Origin of the sequence: Nostoc sp. UHCC 0252, from assembly GCF_034931145.1 — a bacterium.
Taxonomy (GTDB): Bacteria; Cyanobacteriota; Cyanobacteriia; order Cyanobacteriales; family Nostocaceae; genus Nostoc.
The window spans coordinates 86,646-100,259 of sequence record NZ_JAYGHE010000009.1; the positions used below are offsets into that span (position 1 = coordinate 86,646).

17 protein-coding genes are annotated in these 13,614 nt (G+C 40.5%); 8 read left to right on the forward strand and 9 right to left on the reverse strand.

Features of this window, described 5'->3' with window-relative positions; all coding sequences use genetic code 11:
- Nucleotides 1-3: 3 nt before the first annotated feature.
- Nucleotides 4-558 carry a retropepsin-like aspartic protease gene (locus VB732_RS08490; protein ID WP_323230373.1) on the reverse strand — a complete coding sequence of 185 codons (555 nt, stop codon included), beginning with the start codon at nt 556-558 and terminating at the stop codon, nt 4-6.
- 348 nt (nt 559-906) lie between these two features.
- A complete protein-coding gene (locus tag VB732_RS08495) occupies nt 907-1,689 on the reverse strand; it encodes a nucleoside phosphorylase (RefSeq protein WP_323230374.1) in 783 nt (260 codons plus the stop codon).
- A gap of 225 nt (nt 1,690-1,914) precedes the next feature.
- Here VB732_RS08495 and VB732_RS08500 point away from each other — a divergent pair, with 225 nt between their 5' ends.
- From VB732_RS08500 to VB732_RS08515, 4 genes are all read left to right on the forward strand, one after another.
- Nucleotides 1,915-2,520, forward strand: coding sequence for a cysteine hydrolase family protein (locus VB732_RS08500; protein ID WP_323230375.1), 606 nt, complete (start codon nt 1,915-1,917; stop codon nt 2,518-2,520).
- A 1-nt stretch (nt 2,521) separates the two neighbouring features.
- Nucleotides 2,522-3,883 (forward strand): ATP-binding protein, encoded by a 1,362-nt coding sequence (locus VB732_RS08505; protein WP_323230376.1) that lies wholly within the window; start codon nt 2,522-2,524, stop codon nt 3,881-3,883.
- Between the two features lie 178 nt (nt 3,884-4,061).
- Nucleotides 4,062-4,943, forward strand: coding sequence for a GNAT family N-acetyltransferase (locus VB732_RS08510; RefSeq protein WP_323230377.1), 882 nt, complete (start codon nt 4,062-4,064; stop codon nt 4,941-4,943).
- Between the two features lie 62 nt (nt 4,944-5,005).
- Entirely contained in the window at nt 5,006-5,776 is a 771-nt protein-coding gene (locus VB732_RS08515) for a Uma2 family endonuclease (RefSeq protein WP_323230443.1), read from the forward strand.
- Here the strand turns inward: VB732_RS08515 and VB732_RS08520 are convergent.
- The 6 genes from VB732_RS08520 to VB732_RS08545 all read right to left on the reverse strand — a co-directional run bounded on the left by VB732_RS08520 (nt 5,773) and on the right by VB732_RS08545 (nt 10,769).
- Nucleotides 5,773-6,306, reverse strand: coding sequence for a hypothetical protein (locus tag VB732_RS08520; RefSeq protein WP_323230378.1), 534 nt, complete (start codon nt 6,304-6,306; stop codon nt 5,773-5,775). The genes VB732_RS08515 and VB732_RS08520 overlap by 4 nt on opposite strands.
- A 70-nt stretch (nt 6,307-6,376) precedes the next feature.
- Nucleotides 6,377-6,580 (reverse strand): ChaB family protein, encoded by a 204-nt coding sequence (locus VB732_RS08525; RefSeq protein ID WP_323230379.1) that lies wholly within the window; start codon nt 6,578-6,580, stop codon nt 6,377-6,379.
- A gap of 15 nt (nt 6,581-6,595) precedes the next feature.
- Nucleotides 6,596-8,347 carry a thiamine pyrophosphate-dependent enzyme gene (locus tag VB732_RS08530; RefSeq protein ID WP_323230380.1) on the reverse strand — a complete coding sequence of 584 codons (1,752 nt, stop codon included), beginning with the start codon at nt 8,345-8,347 and terminating at the stop codon, nt 6,596-6,598.
- 218 nt (nt 8,348-8,565) lie between these two features.
- The gene (locus VB732_RS08535) at nt 8,566-9,687 is read right to left on the reverse strand and encodes an aldo/keto reductase (protein ID WP_323230381.1); all 1,122 of its coding nucleotides are present in this window, start codon (nt 9,685-9,687) and stop codon (nt 8,566-8,568) included.
- A 108-nt stretch (nt 9,688-9,795) separates the two neighbouring features.
- Nucleotides 9,796-10,245, reverse strand: coding sequence for a pyridoxamine 5'-phosphate oxidase family protein (locus VB732_RS08540; protein ID WP_323230382.1), 450 nt, complete (start codon nt 10,243-10,245; stop codon nt 9,796-9,798).
- Nucleotides 10,246-10,550: 305 nt separating this feature from the next.
- Nucleotides 10,551-10,769, reverse strand: coding sequence for a hypothetical protein (locus tag VB732_RS08545; RefSeq protein ID WP_323230383.1), 219 nt, complete (start codon nt 10,767-10,769; stop codon nt 10,551-10,553).
- A 263-nt stretch (nt 10,770-11,032) separates the two neighbouring features.
- Here VB732_RS08545 and VB732_RS08550 point away from each other — a divergent pair, with 263 nt between their 5' ends.
- Entirely contained in the window at nt 11,033-11,410 is a 378-nt protein-coding gene (locus VB732_RS08550; protein WP_323230384.1) for a hypothetical protein, read from the forward strand.
- A 111-nt stretch (nt 11,411-11,521) separates the two neighbouring features.
- Here the strand turns inward: VB732_RS08550 and VB732_RS08555 are convergent, their stop codons facing one another.
- Nucleotides 11,522-11,716, reverse strand: coding sequence for a DUF2281 domain-containing protein (locus tag VB732_RS08555; RefSeq protein WP_323230385.1), 195 nt, complete (start codon nt 11,714-11,716; stop codon nt 11,522-11,524).
- Between the two features lie 212 nt (nt 11,717-11,928).
- On the opposite strand from VB732_RS08555, the gene VB732_RS08560 reads away from it, so the two are divergent.
- From VB732_RS08560 to VB732_RS08570, 3 genes are all read left to right on the forward strand, one after another.
- Nucleotides 11,929-12,120 carry a bromodomain-containing protein gene (locus tag VB732_RS08560; RefSeq protein WP_323230386.1) on the forward strand — a complete coding sequence of 64 codons (192 nt, stop codon included), beginning with the start codon at nt 11,929-11,931 and terminating at the stop codon, nt 12,118-12,120.
- A gap of 131 nt (nt 12,121-12,251) precedes the next feature.
- Nucleotides 12,252-12,854 carry an alpha/beta hydrolase gene (locus tag VB732_RS08565; protein WP_323230387.1) on the forward strand — a complete coding sequence of 201 codons (603 nt, stop codon included), beginning with the start codon at nt 12,252-12,254 and terminating at the stop codon, nt 12,852-12,854.
- A 185-nt stretch (nt 12,855-13,039) separates the two neighbouring features.
- Nucleotides 13,040-13,612, forward strand: coding sequence for an HdeD family acid-resistance protein (locus VB732_RS08570; protein ID WP_323230388.1), 573 nt, complete (start codon nt 13,040-13,042; stop codon nt 13,610-13,612).
- The last annotated feature ends 2 nt before the right edge of the window (nt 13,613-13,614 follow it).

Below are 13,614 nucleotides of genomic sequence, written 5' to 3' on the forward strand. Positions count from 1 at the left end.
GCATTAACGATGATGAAATTCGACCTCTTTCTCCAGAATTTTAATATCATAACTACCAAAGAAATCGTGTCCCAGTAAGCCGATGCTGGCTTTAGGTGCGATCGCAACCTGAAGATTATTAGCTGTAACTCCACCTACTGCAACAGATTTTACCTTACCTGTTGGGAATTGTACCTCGCTACCATCGGCAATTTGAGCTTGCATTGTACCTGTAGCTTGGAGTTTAAGTGTATTCGCCATATCTTGGGTGATAATAGTTCCACTCGCACCTGTATCTACAATCATTTCAAAGGTTTTCTTGTCATTGAAAGTAACATCAATTACAGGAGTTCCACCAAAGCGGCGTTTGATTGAAACTCGAAAAACTTTGTTGTCTGAAGGTGCGGCTATATTGGTATTGGGACAAAGCCTTTCTAATCCAATGGTTTTACCGGAGGAAGTTATCATATAACATGCTCCGGGATCGTTAGCTGTTGCTTGATTAGAGAATGCTAAAAATATCAGTGTTGGTATTAGTGCGTAGATGTAGCCCGTCGTATATTTTGCATTTAAAGTCATGGTTTTAATCCCATGCTTAAAAATTTTATTCATATTATCTTATTTTCCAAGTTTTTCAATATTTATTAATGCCTAAATTGTTGATAGCAACTAGTTATTATCCTTGCAATACGTGTAGTTTTCAGGTTCTTTTTTGATATTTTTTACAATATATGATTAATTTAAGGCTTAACTTTTTGCCAAGGTAATTTTTTTAACTAACTGCAAATAACGCAAAGTAGGAGAAGGAATAAATGCTTAATTTAACTGGATTGGCTCAATATATATTAGCTATAATTACTGATTTAAAAATTAAAGATTAGGTAAAGACATGATAAAACTACTGAGGGTTGATTGAGTAAGTAAATATTAATTAGCTAACTCAAGGTTTGTTGCTGTATGTACAGCAGTTGCGATCGCATTTTTCACGGCAATATCTCTCTGTTCTAAGATGATATTTTCGCTTACAGTACGCCCAGCGACTACACCGCAGATAGCTGCTGCGGCAAAATTATACACACCTGCCATTTTAAATAGCGTGCCGCATTCCATCTCATAATTTAAGATATTCAAGCGCCGATATTCTTCTGTAATGCCATGCAGCGATCGCATTAAATTTGGATTTGCGGAATCAGTGCGTTCTTGTCCTTCGTAAAAAGTATCAACTGATGCCGTGATTCCTATGTAATGTTCAATCTTTAATTCTCGCGCAGCTTTAACCAAAGCTACTGTCAGAAAAGGATCGGCTGCGGCTGGATATTCCACAGGTGCGATTTCAGAAGCTGCACCTTGGCGACATAATGCTGCACTGCTAATAACAACACTACCAACTGGTATATAAGGTTGAATCGATCCGCAAGTTCCAATGCGAATAATTTGCCGGATTCCTACTTGTACTAATTCATTTACCACAATACTTAATGAAGGCGCACCCATACCGCTAGTAGCTGATAAGATGCTGCGGCCATTTGGTAAATATCCCACGTAGCTATTGAGGCCGCGATTTTCTGACAATATGCGGACATCTTGGAAATAAGTTTGGGCAATTAGGCGCGATCGCTCTGGATCGCCAGATAATAGGGCAATACTGGGAGGTGATGAACCTAAATCATCTTGTCCAAAGCCAATATGATAAAAGCGTTTATTTGGCATAAAGTGACAATTTATCTCAAATTATATGCTTTTTCTAACTATTCCCAGCTAAATCCCGATCGCTAATAGGCTTTACGCAAAAAGACAGTGAAAGCCTTGATATGCCGTAGAGTATTGCCCCAGGGTTAGCGCGTTTACTATATGTTCTCTGTGTAGTTATCGCTAGAAACAGATTTAAAGCGGGAATAATAAAGTGTCTATATCTACTAAATAGTTAGAAATACAATGCAACCCCAAAGTACTGCTGTGATCTTGATTGGTTATCAAAATGACTACTTTGCAGCCGATGGTATTCTATATAATGTCATTGAGGAATCCTCAACGGCCACCAAAGTATTAGAAAACACCGTCGAGCTTGTACAGTGTTTGCTGCAAACTCCAGTGTTGATGATTGCCACACCGATTTTTTTTACGCCAAACTACCAGGAATTGGTTGAACCTGTTGGCATTCTTAAAACTATCAAGGAAGTTGGGGCTTTTCAAGCTGGTACGAAGGGATCGCAGATGATTGATGAGTTGCTACCCTTTAGCAGCAGAATTCTCGAAGTTCCCGGAAAACGAGGATTTAATGCTTTCATCAATACTAACTTAGACATGATTCTCCATGAAAAAGAGATTACTCATGTAGTTCTAGCTGGTGCAGTCACTTCGGTTTGTATTGATTCTACAGGCCGTTCTGCCCATGAGAAAGGCTATCAGGTTGTTGTTTTGTCTGATTGCACTTCTGCTCGCACGGTGTTTGAGCAAGAATTCTACCACACTCATGTCTTCCCCTTATACGCCGATACAATTAACCATACCGAGCTACTTCAGCGTTTGAGAGTACAGTAGAATGTCAGATTTGAACAATGAATTGCATACACAGATTCAGTACAGTTTGATTGAAAAATTGTCTGAATCCGAGCGGCGTTACCGGGAATTGGTGAATAGTCTGCGCGAAATTGTGTTTAAATGCGATCGCTTCGGTAATCTCAATTTCCTCAACCGAGCCTGGACAAATACCCTTGGTTATGGGATAACAGATGTCCTCGGTAGTGCTTTAGGCAATTTCATTGACTTAGATGATCGGCACTTGTGGTCAGAAACTCTAGAAAAGCTACAAACCGGAGTAGAGGTTTGTCAAGTACTCCGCTTTTACCATCAAACTGGTGTCATTGTTTGGTTAGAAATGTCTGCTCAACCTCAAAGTGAAACAGAATTCTCTGGCTCACTGATCAATATTAACGATCGCAAACATGCAGAAGCATTATTGAAGCAAACGAATGAGCAACTGGAAGCTAGAGTAGAACAACGAAATATTGAGCTAATTCAAGCTAATCACGACCTCAAAGTTACCCTTGACAAACTCAAATATACTCAGGCTCAACTGGTGCAAACTGAAAAAATGTCGAGTTTGCGGCAATTAGTTGCAGGGATTGCTCACGAAATTAATAATCCAGTTAACTTTATTTACGCTAATCTCAACTATGCATCTGAGTATACAGAAGTCTTATTAAAAATCTTGCAACTCTACCAGCAAACCTATCCAGTTCCCTCGCTACAAATTCAAGAAGCAATAGTAAACTGGGATTTGGACTTTATTCAAAAAGATTTAGGTAAGCTGCTGGAGTCGATGCAAGTTGGTAGCGATCGCATTAGAGAAATTGTGCTGTTACTGCGAAATTTTTCTCGGTTGGATGAAGCAGATATCAAAAATGCTGATATTCACGCAGGTATCAATCACACAATCACATTGCTGAGTCACCGCTTCCAAAGTGAGTCGGGAAATGTGGTAATTCAAATAATTAAAAACTATGGTGTAATCCCTTATGTAAAGTGCTATCCTGCACAACTGAATCAAGTATTTATGAATATTTTAAATAACGCTATCTATGCTTTAAACGAGGCGATCGCTAATCTATCAATTAGTCAATATCCTCAATGTCAAACGTTTGTTCCTACTATTTGGATTAGTACTGAGATCGTTGATGAAACTTGGCTCAACATTCGCATTAAAAACAACGGTCTGGGTATTCAAGAATCAGTAATTTCCAAAATATTTGATCCGTTTTTTACAACAAAACCTGTTGGTAAAGGAACTGGGCTTGGCTTGTTTATTAGTTATCAGATTGTAGTAGAAATGCACCAAGGCAAGTTAACTTGTACCTCGAAAAAAAGCCAAGAAACAGAATTTTGTATCCAAATTCCTATTTAATAGAACTATTAATTTCAAAAGGTTGACTAATACCGATTTACCCTATTGAGGTGAATCTTGCAGGCGCAACACCCGAGCAAATTTTAGATTTTGAATTTTGGATTTTAGATTTATTTTTTCTGAATTTGCTGAAATTGATGTTGTAGTATAAAATGTAGTTAAAAATAATACTTTAACTATGACCCAGTATAGTTTTAAACAGTCGTTCTCTGATGAACCTAGCATCAGCGATAAGCTTTTTGACTTGATGGAAGTCACCTTTCCCGGACTCACAAGTTTAGCAGAATGTGCAAGAAAACTAGGTGCATCCTGGGAAACAGCTTCAACTCCATTTATTCGCTTTCATGATGATATAGCTATTACCCATGTAGGAGTGTTAGAAATTCCTATGCAAATCATGGGACAAAAGCTCACTGTGGGAGGAGTTCATGGAGTAGCTACCCGTGCAGAATTTCGCCGGAGAGGGTATTATCGGGAAGTGATGGAGGAAGTGCTAGGGTATTGCGATCGCGATCGCATTTACGAAACCTTAGTACTAACAACACCACAACCAGAGTTTTACTTGCCTTTTGGCTTTCGTGTTATCGAAGAATATATCTTCAAAATTAAGTGTAATTCTACAGGTAGCACTGATAGCTTTAGAACACTGGATTTTACAGATACCAAAGATTACACATTGCTACACAGACTTTTAGAAACACGCGCCCCTGTCTCTAATATAGTTGGCGTAGTCAAAGAAAAAGCTGTGTTTTGCGTCAATGAAGGAAGTCGTACTTTATACTACGCAGAAGATTTAGATTTAATCGCCTGTCTGGAGATAGAAGATACCCGACTTCATCTTTTTGATTTAGTGACAACGCAGATATGCTCTTTGAAGAATATTCTTGCTAAGATATCTCAACCCATTGAAGAAGTGGTGATTTACTTTAGTCCAGAACTTCTAGATGTCAAAGATGTGGAATCATTTCCCCATGCGTTTGATGAAACTGTGCTGATGGTTCGTGGTAAATTTGCAGCAGAAGGTGAAAAATTTATGCTGCCTCGTTCTGCAAGATGTTGAGTGACTCAAAAACAATTGAATCATAATAGAACTGAGAGTTTCATCATCACTACTGCTTTATGATGTATCAAACTGACCCGCCGCGATCGCCAAAAGATGTATTGCCGACCATGTACGATCTTCCCAGTGAAGATCCAGAGGAGCCTGGTTTGCCCGATCAGTTTCACTTATTGCAACCTCGTTTGTTAGACGAAACCTTTCGTCCACCAAATTATCCAAGCGACGAGATATTCGTTGCTAGCGATCTGAATCTTTATTATGACCCGCGTTATCCACTGTGGCATAAGCGACCAGATTGGTTTGCCGTTTTAGGTGTTTCCCGTCTATACGAACAGCGAGATTTACGCTTAAGTTATGTCGTTTGGCAAGAGGGAGTTAACCCTTTTATTGTGGTTGAATTGCTGTCTCCAGGTACTGAAAAGGAAGACTTAGGGCAGACATTGCGCGATATCAAGCAACCGCCAGGAAAATGGGAAGTGTATGAACGAATTTTACGTGTTCCTTATTATGTAGTATTTGATCGGTACAAATATGAGTTTAGGGTATTTAAATTAGACGGAGGTCGTTATGGTGAGATAGCACTCTCAGAGTCACGCTTCTGGATACCAGAACTAGAATTAGGCTTGGGTGTCTGGCAGGGACAGTATCAAAATGTAGAACAGCCGTGGTTGCGCTGGTATGATTGGACAGGCTGCTGGGTATTGACTTCTACAGAACAAGAAAGCCAACGGGCTGAACAGGAAAGGCAACGGGCTGAACAAGAAAGACAACGGGCTGAACGGTTGATTGCACAATTGCGATCGCTCGGCGTTGAACCCGATGTAGATATTTAATTCCTCATAAGTTTGCTTTTTTGTGAATAGTCTGTATAGCCTTGAATATTCTCTGGTTCAAATTGACGCAGTACGCGCGTAGCTTCGCGTGTTAAATCCTCATTCCCAGTAACTACAATTAAGTATTTACCAGCATTTAGACGGTTACGATAGGGTAAAGCGTCACTACTGCCAGCTGTTATGCCAGTTCCTTGACCGATTAAAGTAGCCCCCAAAGCACCGCCTATAGCTCCTAAGATGCCAGCAAGAAATTCATTACCAAATCTAGCAAACTGGGGAAATAGTTCAACTTCTGTGAAATGGTTGAAGGCATAACCTGCAACAAATCCAAAGATTACAAGCCCTCCAAAGAGCCGATTTGATTGTTTGCGGGCTTGCTTGTCGGGATCAATCATCCCAAATTCATCAGCACTTAAATAACCATCGCCCAAAATACTAACTTGTGAAGTTGGTAAGCCTGCTTTTTCCAGAGCAGAGTAAGCCGCTTCTACTTGTGTTCGATCTGGTAAAACTGCAACAAGGTAATTCATAAGACCAAACTTCCTTCTTAACAAAGATTTTTTTGTGCAGCATCAATAAAACTGTTGAATGCAATTTGAGCTATTCTGATTTTTTATGCCAGTGCCCATCGCTGCCTTTTTCATAATCGCGCTTTACCGCGCTCCAAGCAACTCGAAAAGCACTTTCTTCTTCTCCATATTCTTCTTGAGCATTATTAAATGCAGCCCGAAAAATTTCTTGAGCGTGCTTGGGTAAGTTATCTTTGACTGAATCGGGTAAGTCTGCAATCTCTTTATAAGGCATAAATTTTGCTTCCCTTTAGATCATCTGTCGCACCTGATCTGAGAGGATTGTTAGGGCAATCTTCTCGCGGTTAGGTTCGCCTTTGGCAAGTGATTCGGCAAATTTGGTCGCTTGTTCTAGGGTGATTTTCGGAGGTAAAGGTGGTTCCAAGGGATCAACGATCGCTTCTACAATTACTGGCCCTGGTGTTGCAAGTGCCCGATCCAAAATTTCACCGCATTCTGCTGGATCATCAATTGTCATCCCCACGGCACCACAAGCTTGGGCAAAGGCGGCAAAGTTGATTGATTCCAATTCACAGGCATACTCTGGGTTGCCTAGAAAAACCATTTGTTCCCACTTAATCTGCCCCAATGTGCCATTTTTGATAATTACTATCTTGATGGGCAAGCGATATTTCACGCAGGTAACAAACTCTGCCATCAGCATCGAAAAACCGCCATCACCGATGAAGGCAACACACTGACGATCGGGGTAGGCAATCTGAGATGCGATCGCATAAGGTAATGCACAGGCCATTGATGCTAGTGTTCCCGATACCGAGTGCATTTGTCCGCGTTTAGCTGGAATTTGCTGCGCCCACCAACCTGTCACCGTACCCGAATCAACAGAGAGAATCGCGTTATCAGATAGCCGTTTACCCAACTCCCAAGCTACCACCTGCGGCTTCATCGGCTGATTGTTTCTAGTACCGCGCTGTTCCATTAATTGCCACCATTCCCGCGTGCTGGATTGCGCTTGTTTAAGGAAACTGCGATCGCTATTAGCTTGTAATAGTGGTAGTAGTTCTTGCAAAGTGCGGCGACTATCTCCAACTAACCCAACTTCAACAGGGTAGCGCATACCAATTCGAGATGAATCGATGTCAATTTGTACACCCCTTGCTTGACCAGGTTTCGGTAGAAACTCCATATATGGGAAACAAGTTCCAATCATCAGCAGAGTGTCGCAGTTTTCCATCGCTTCTTGGGATGGCTTTGTGCCAATTAAACCAATTGTGCCCGTAGTGTAAGGGCTATCATCTGGAACGGATGCTTTACCCAGTAATGCTTTAACAATTGGCGCTCCCAGTTTTTCGGCAACTTGTTCTAGTTCATCAGTCGCCTTTAATGCTCCCCGCCCTGCTAAAATTACTACTTTCTTACCAGCATTTAGAATCTCTGCTGCATGTTGCAATTCATCCTCAGCAGGTACACGCACGCCACGAGTAAAAACATTAGAAGTGTGATGAGGGACATTCCGCATCGAACCCTTTCTTTCAGCATTTTGGGGCTGAAAATCTAAAGGGAAATTGATGTGTGCAACACCCCGATGGCTCAACGCTGTACGGCAAGCCAAATCTGCAAGACTTTCAACGTGTGTAGGCCCCATAACGCGGGCGTTGTAAACCGCCACGTCCATAAAAACCTTATCCAGGTCAACATCTTGCTGAGAGTGGGTATTAATCAGGTCGTGGTAATGGTGTCCAGTTATTGCTAAAACTGGTTGACCATCCAGTTTAGCATCATACAAACCATTGAGTAGATGCAATCCACCAGGGCCAGATGTGGCAAGACAAACCCCCAACTTACCTGTATATTTGGCATAGGCACAAGCCATAAATGCCGCCGCTTCTTCATGCCGCACCTGGATAAAACGAATTTTATCTTGACGCAGACGTAAAGCTTCCATAATCCCATTTATGCCATCCCCAGGCAGTCCAAAGATGGTGTCAACACCCCAGTCATAGATAGTATCAATAAGAACATCAGCCGCAGTTGTAGCCATAATAAGTTTCTCCTTATATGGGTATTAGGTACAGGGGATTGGGGATTGGGTACTAAATATTCAATACTGACAGGACTTACGCACAATAATGGAAAAACGAACCGCGAAGGCGCAAAGGACACGAAGGAATGAGAGTTTCAGAGAGTTATTGCGTAAGTCCTAACTGATAACAAGAATTCGGTACTTAGTCTCTAGTCCCTAGTCCCCAGTCCCTAGCCTCATGTCTGCACTTGGCTTTGAGGTGGAAAGCCATGTTGGATTCTGCCTTCATCAGCATCAAACTGTTTGGAAGTTTTGAACAGTTCAAAACGCCCATCGGCAGCATATTGGGCACAACGATCGCGCAATGCTTGCATTTCTTTTGCCTGCATCGGTTGAAAACCACGGGCGATCGCTAAATTTTGCCGCAGTACTTGGAGTGAATCAATACCACTGACAAGTGTAGCGATGGGTAAACTCATCACATAGCGGATCGCTTCTTGAGGAGTAACCACACCTTTTTTCACTGCATCAGCATTTCCACTGAGACTTTTCATCCCAATTACGGCAATTCCCCGTTTATTCAGTTCTGGTAGTACTTGCCGTTCAAAGCTTCTAAAACTAGCATCAAAACAATTAAGCGGCATTTGCACTGTATCAAATGGGTAATTGTAAGAGAGCATTTTTAGATGAATAGAGGGGTCTTTATGACCCGTAAAACCAACGAATCTGACCTTACCTTCTTTTTTGGCCTGATCCAGAGCTTCAATTGCTCCGTTGGTACGAAAGATCATTTCTGGATCGTTGTCGTAAACAACTTCGTGGATTTGCCACAAGTCGAGGTGATCGGTTTTGAGACGACGCAAAGATTCTTCAAGTTGCTGCATGGCCAATTTGCGATCGCGTCCGTGGGTGCAAACCTTCGTCATCAAAAAAACCTTGTCTCGTCGCCCTTGCAACGCCTCTCCCATCCACTCTTCACTACGATGCTTGTTATACTCCCAAGCGTTATCCATGAAGGTGATACCATTATCAATAGCTTCGTGAGCAATGCGAATTGCCTCTTCTTTGCTCTTTGCTTGCCCTAAAGTTGCACCTCCAAGTGCGATCGCAGACACTTTTACTCCAGTTTTTCCCAATGTACGAAGAGGAATTTCACCAGTATTTGTGCTGTTAGTTGGAGTTGCAGATAATGCTGGAACCTCTACCGCTTCCACCTGAGAATTAGCATTGAGGATGTGGTCAGCAAAAATGGCCCCTGCGCCAGCACCGATAAAGCCCATTCCTTTTAAAAAATTTCGCCGCTTTATTTCTAAAGGTAGATGCTTTTGGGCAGATTCATTGTTGTTCGTACCTGTCATGGATTTTTTGTAATTAAAAAATACTTGTTTTTTACAATTCCATCCAAAAATTACAACTTTAAATCATTCCTAATGCATAATTAGGAATGATTTAAAGTCATAATTGTGTTAAAAAGTAATTGTTTGTGACTTAAAACTTGATACACTATCCCAGTAATTGACCTGGTTAATATTCACTTTAAGCAAAGCGATATCGGGTTCGTCTAACCCTTTTGGAAACCAGGTTTGAAGTTCTGGCTTCCATAGCTCTCGCATCTTGTTGCGGTCTTTCACCAGTTCTGATGTTCCTGAGATAGAAACATATCGCTGCTGTTCGGGTGAAGTGAAGCTAACATTAACTTGCTCGTGGTGTTCAATCTCAGTTACCTTATAAGAACCAGCATAAGTAAAGAACCAGAGCGTTCCTTCAGAGTTAATCTCATTGCTTTTTGACATAGGGTAACTATGCAAACTGCCATCATCATTGACTGTGGTAAACATACCATAATCAATATTTTCGATTAGCTCATGCAGCTTTTGAATTTGTTGATTTCGGTCTGTATTTGTAGAAGTTGCCATTGTTTCCCAGTAATTTTATCTGTGAGTGTAATTTTTTATTACAACCAAGGTTAATGGTAGTAAATTTATATTTCAGTATTAACCTTTTTTGTTTAAATTACCTGACTCTACAGATGGAATTTTTTTTTAAATCATCTTTTTTGATTATGTCTATAGAGATATTGATTAAGAATGTTTTATAAACATTTGTACTAAATTCATCTTGTTTCTGTAACTATAGGTTGATGAATTTATAGAACCTATTTGGAATTTATAGAAAGTATTTAAGTATTTTGAGAAAGTAAATAGGCTTTTTAATAGATTAATCAACGAATATACTTAATAATTAAAAAAAATCCTGTTCGCCCGTAGTGTTTCGTATGCAAGGGTACAATGCTGATGCTCAAATAAGTCATATCAAGTTCGGCAAATCCCTTACGACGATATGTCATTGCGAATGCAACGAAGTGGAATGTTCGCGTAGCATCTCGTAGAGATAGCAATCGCAAGGGTTTGGGATTGCCACGCTTTGCTAGCAATGACATAAGTCTTTAGCCGGACATGATATCAAAAACTTTTCGGTAGCTGTAAAATTTTATATGACACCAAACAGCGATCGCTCCCGTATTGCTAGATTAACACCAAGTAAATTAAAACCAAGCCGCAGCCAGTATATATTTTTACTTTTAAAATCTTGTGTATACTGTTAAAATTCTTTTTCCAACAATCCAGACCGGAATTAGTGCTACTTGGATTGGATAAAATACTTGTGATAATTTAAGCATTAACCACAATTAGAGGTTGAAAAATGGCGAGTACATCCAACGTCCAGATTAACATTGCCCTGCGAGAGCCTGGTTTAGATAATGATGAACTGCAAGCCGAAACGCAGAGACTATTACAACAGATGTTAGAACTGGATGAAGTGGAAGATGCTAGTCTTTTCCGTAAAGCAGAAGCACCGGCAGGGAGCAAGTCGTTTACAGGGCTGGCTGTGGGTTGGCTGACAGCGCAAGTGAATGCCAAGAATATTAAAGCATTGATGGGATTTTTAAGCGATCGCCTTGGCAGCAAAACTATTGAACTAGAAATTGAGGCTAATGGCAAGAAACTGAAAGTCAAAGCCAGCAGCAGGCAAGAGTTAGAAGCAGCAATTGAGGCAGCGCAGAAATTTGTAGCAGGGTAGAGTTTTTCAAATGGCCAAAGTAGCATTGCTAATAGCAATAACTAAAGCAGGTCTGCGTTTTTTTTTGAGTTAAATCCGAAAATGGAAATGGAACAATAACAACATCACCCTTTACAAATCGTGCCATGCTGCATCTTCCTCTGGTCTTAACCAATCTTTTTGCAGTGATGATTCACTCATAATGGTGATTTCTAAGGTTTTATCTTTCTGGTACTTGGCTTGTAAGAACTGAACAAAATCTAAAATTTCTTGTAACAGAGGTTCAGGTAATTTTTTTAGTTCTTGTATAATCTGCTCTTTAAGCATAATTTTCTTATTTTGTGTTTCGGCAATATCTGCGATCGCAACTCCTGATTGCCTTAAAATTCAGTTTATAGAGTATTCTTACTTTGAGATGATGTAAAATTTGTACCCTCAGAATGAGTCTCTTCAACCTATAGTAGGAGTGTCATGTTCCCTTAAGCGCCTACTATGAAGAACTAGGTAATCAAATTGCAGTATATCTGCCTTTGTAAATTATGGACTGGAAGTACAGGTGGAAAAATGGCTATAAACCAAGCCGAGATGAAGCGACAAAAAACCCTCATTTGTTAGATGAAAGTCAGTTCGATAACCCTCAAGACCTACAGTTAGCTGAAGAAACTGCAAGGAAGCATTTGGGCATACCCGCACCAACCTTAGACGAAGATAAGTCAGTACTACCTCATTAGCTTCGTCTAACGGGCAAGTTTGATAACATCATTTACAAATTGCAAAAAAATTTAGGGGCATACACCAATACGCCCCTAGTTATGTATTTGTAACAGAAATTTTGTAAAATAATATAACGCTTGGGCATTTTGTGCCTATATACGCTCCACTGCTCCACACCATTAAGATGTTCGACAAAATGCAGATTCCTCAAATTTTCAATCGGTTGAACAGTAATAACAAATTCACTAAGTTACTCAGTCAAACAGTAGCTTTAGGCGTAGGTGCTTTTGTTCTCCTTTCAAGTAGTAATGCTAATGCTGCCGAGCAAGTTATTTTAAAATATGGTACTTTTCAGGGGCAAGTATCTGTTCAAGAATTAACTCAGTTTACAGAAACTGGTAAGACTACCCCGACACTAAGAGGTTATTTGGAGGCGGCGCAACAAGACCCCGCAGTAGCTCGTAAAGCACTGAAAGCCCCAATAAAAGCCGATGCTGCCTTTTTAGATAGTTTACTGTCTAGTTGGGCAGGGCCAATTTTGATTAACCAAATTGGTGAAGTAGTTCGTCCTCCCGCAGGAGAACTAAATCAGCAGGCGCTACGAAGCGCTTTAGGTAAATCTATTCAACAAAATGGTGAAGTTACCTTGCTTGGAGCGATTCAGAATTATCCAAGTACTTCTGTTGAACTTGAAGGAGATCGTCTTATCTCTGTTTATGAACGCCTAAGCAATCTTGCAAAGCTATTGTGAGGGTAAGGTAGATGCAATACAGCTGTCGTAAAAAGATTGGTTTGGTGTTTCAATGGTCGTGAATTCTTAGCCAAAATCGCAATTAAGTTAATACTGGTGAGTCTATCTTAGGGTTCATACTCTATTACTTAGAAATTTCTTAGTCTAAATGTAGAGTTTAGTCTAAGAATAGGAAAAAGATTTGTATGACAGCTGATGTTTCTAAAGATATTAAGAAGGATATTAACGGATCGCTCATAAGTGGTATTCTCCTGAGTATTTTAGGGGTGATTGCGATCGCAGCGCCTAGTATCTCAACCTTATTCGCCGAAACTTGGATTGCGGTAATTTTGATTTTCGCCGGATTTACAAAACTAGTTTATGCCACTCAAAGCCGCCACCAAGGAGGTTTTCTTTGGAAACTTCTATTGAGTGGACTCTATATTGCAACCGGTATAATGCTATTTGTTTATCCTTTTACAGGTATTCTCACGCTGACTCTGTTACTTGGCAGCTTCTTGCTGGCTGAAGGTACATTCGAGTTAATCCTGGCATTCAAGTTACGTCCGCAACAGAACTGGACGTGGGTACTAGGTGATGGCATTATTACGCTAGTCTTAGGTGCAATGATTTGGTTCCAGTGGCCTTTCAATGCGCCTTGGCTTCTGGGCACACTAATTGGTGTCAGCGTTATTTTTAGTGGCATTTCCCGCGTGATGCTATCGTTAAACGCGCGTTCTATCTCAAATTCTCCTGAGCAAGCTGCAAATCCTACTTAGTA

Coding starts and splice junctions, on each gene's coding strand:
- VB732_RS08540 (WP_323230382.1), bottom strand. CDS start 10,245: ATGGCAACTTCTACAAATACAGACCGAAATCAACAAATTCAAAAGCTG.
- VB732_RS08560 (WP_323230386.1), top strand. CDS start 11,929: ATGGACTGGAAGTACAGGTGGAAAAATGGCTATAAACCAAGCCGAGAT.
- VB732_RS08495 (WP_323230374.1), bottom strand. CDS start 1,689: ATGCCAAATAAACGCTTTTATCATATTGGCTTTGGACAAGATGATTTA.
- VB732_RS08525 (WP_323230379.1), bottom strand. CDS start 6,580: ATGCCTTATAAAGAGATTGCAGACTTACCCGATTCAGTCAAAGATAAC.
- VB732_RS08500 (WP_323230375.1), top strand. CDS start 1,915: ATGCAACCCCAAAGTACTGCTGTGATCTTGATTGGTTATCAAAATGAC.
- VB732_RS08490 (WP_323230373.1), bottom strand. CDS start 558: ATGACTTTAAATGCAAAATATACGACGGGCTACATCTACGCACTAATA.
- VB732_RS08515 (WP_323230443.1), top strand. CDS start 5,006: ATGTATCAAACTGACCCGCCGCGATCGCCAAAAGATGTATTGCCGACC.
- VB732_RS08555 (WP_323230385.1), bottom strand. CDS start 11,716: ATGCTTAAAGAGCAGATTATACAAGAACTAAAAAAATTACCTGAACCT.
- VB732_RS08545 (WP_323230383.1), bottom strand. CDS start 10,769: ATGTCATTGCTAGCAAAGCGTGGCAATCCCAAACCCTTGCGATTGCTA.
- VB732_RS08505 (WP_323230376.1), top strand. CDS start 2,522: ATGTCAGATTTGAACAATGAATTGCATACACAGATTCAGTACAGTTTG.
- VB732_RS08550 (WP_323230384.1), top strand. CDS start 11,033: ATGGCGAGTACATCCAACGTCCAGATTAACATTGCCCTGCGAGAGCCT.
- VB732_RS08570 (WP_323230388.1), top strand. CDS start 13,040: ATGACAGCTGATGTTTCTAAAGATATTAAGAAGGATATTAACGGATCG.
- VB732_RS08510 (WP_323230377.1), top strand. CDS start 4,062: ATGACCCAGTATAGTTTTAAACAGTCGTTCTCTGATGAACCTAGCATC.
- VB732_RS08530 (WP_323230380.1), bottom strand. CDS start 8,347: ATGGCTACAACTGCGGCTGATGTTCTTATTGATACTATCTATGACTGG.
- VB732_RS08535 (WP_323230381.1), bottom strand. CDS start 9,687: ATGACAGGTACGAACAACAATGAATCTGCCCAAAAGCATCTACCTTTA.
- VB732_RS08520 (WP_323230378.1), bottom strand. CDS start 6,306: ATGAATTACCTTGTTGCAGTTTTACCAGATCGAACACAAGTAGAAGCG.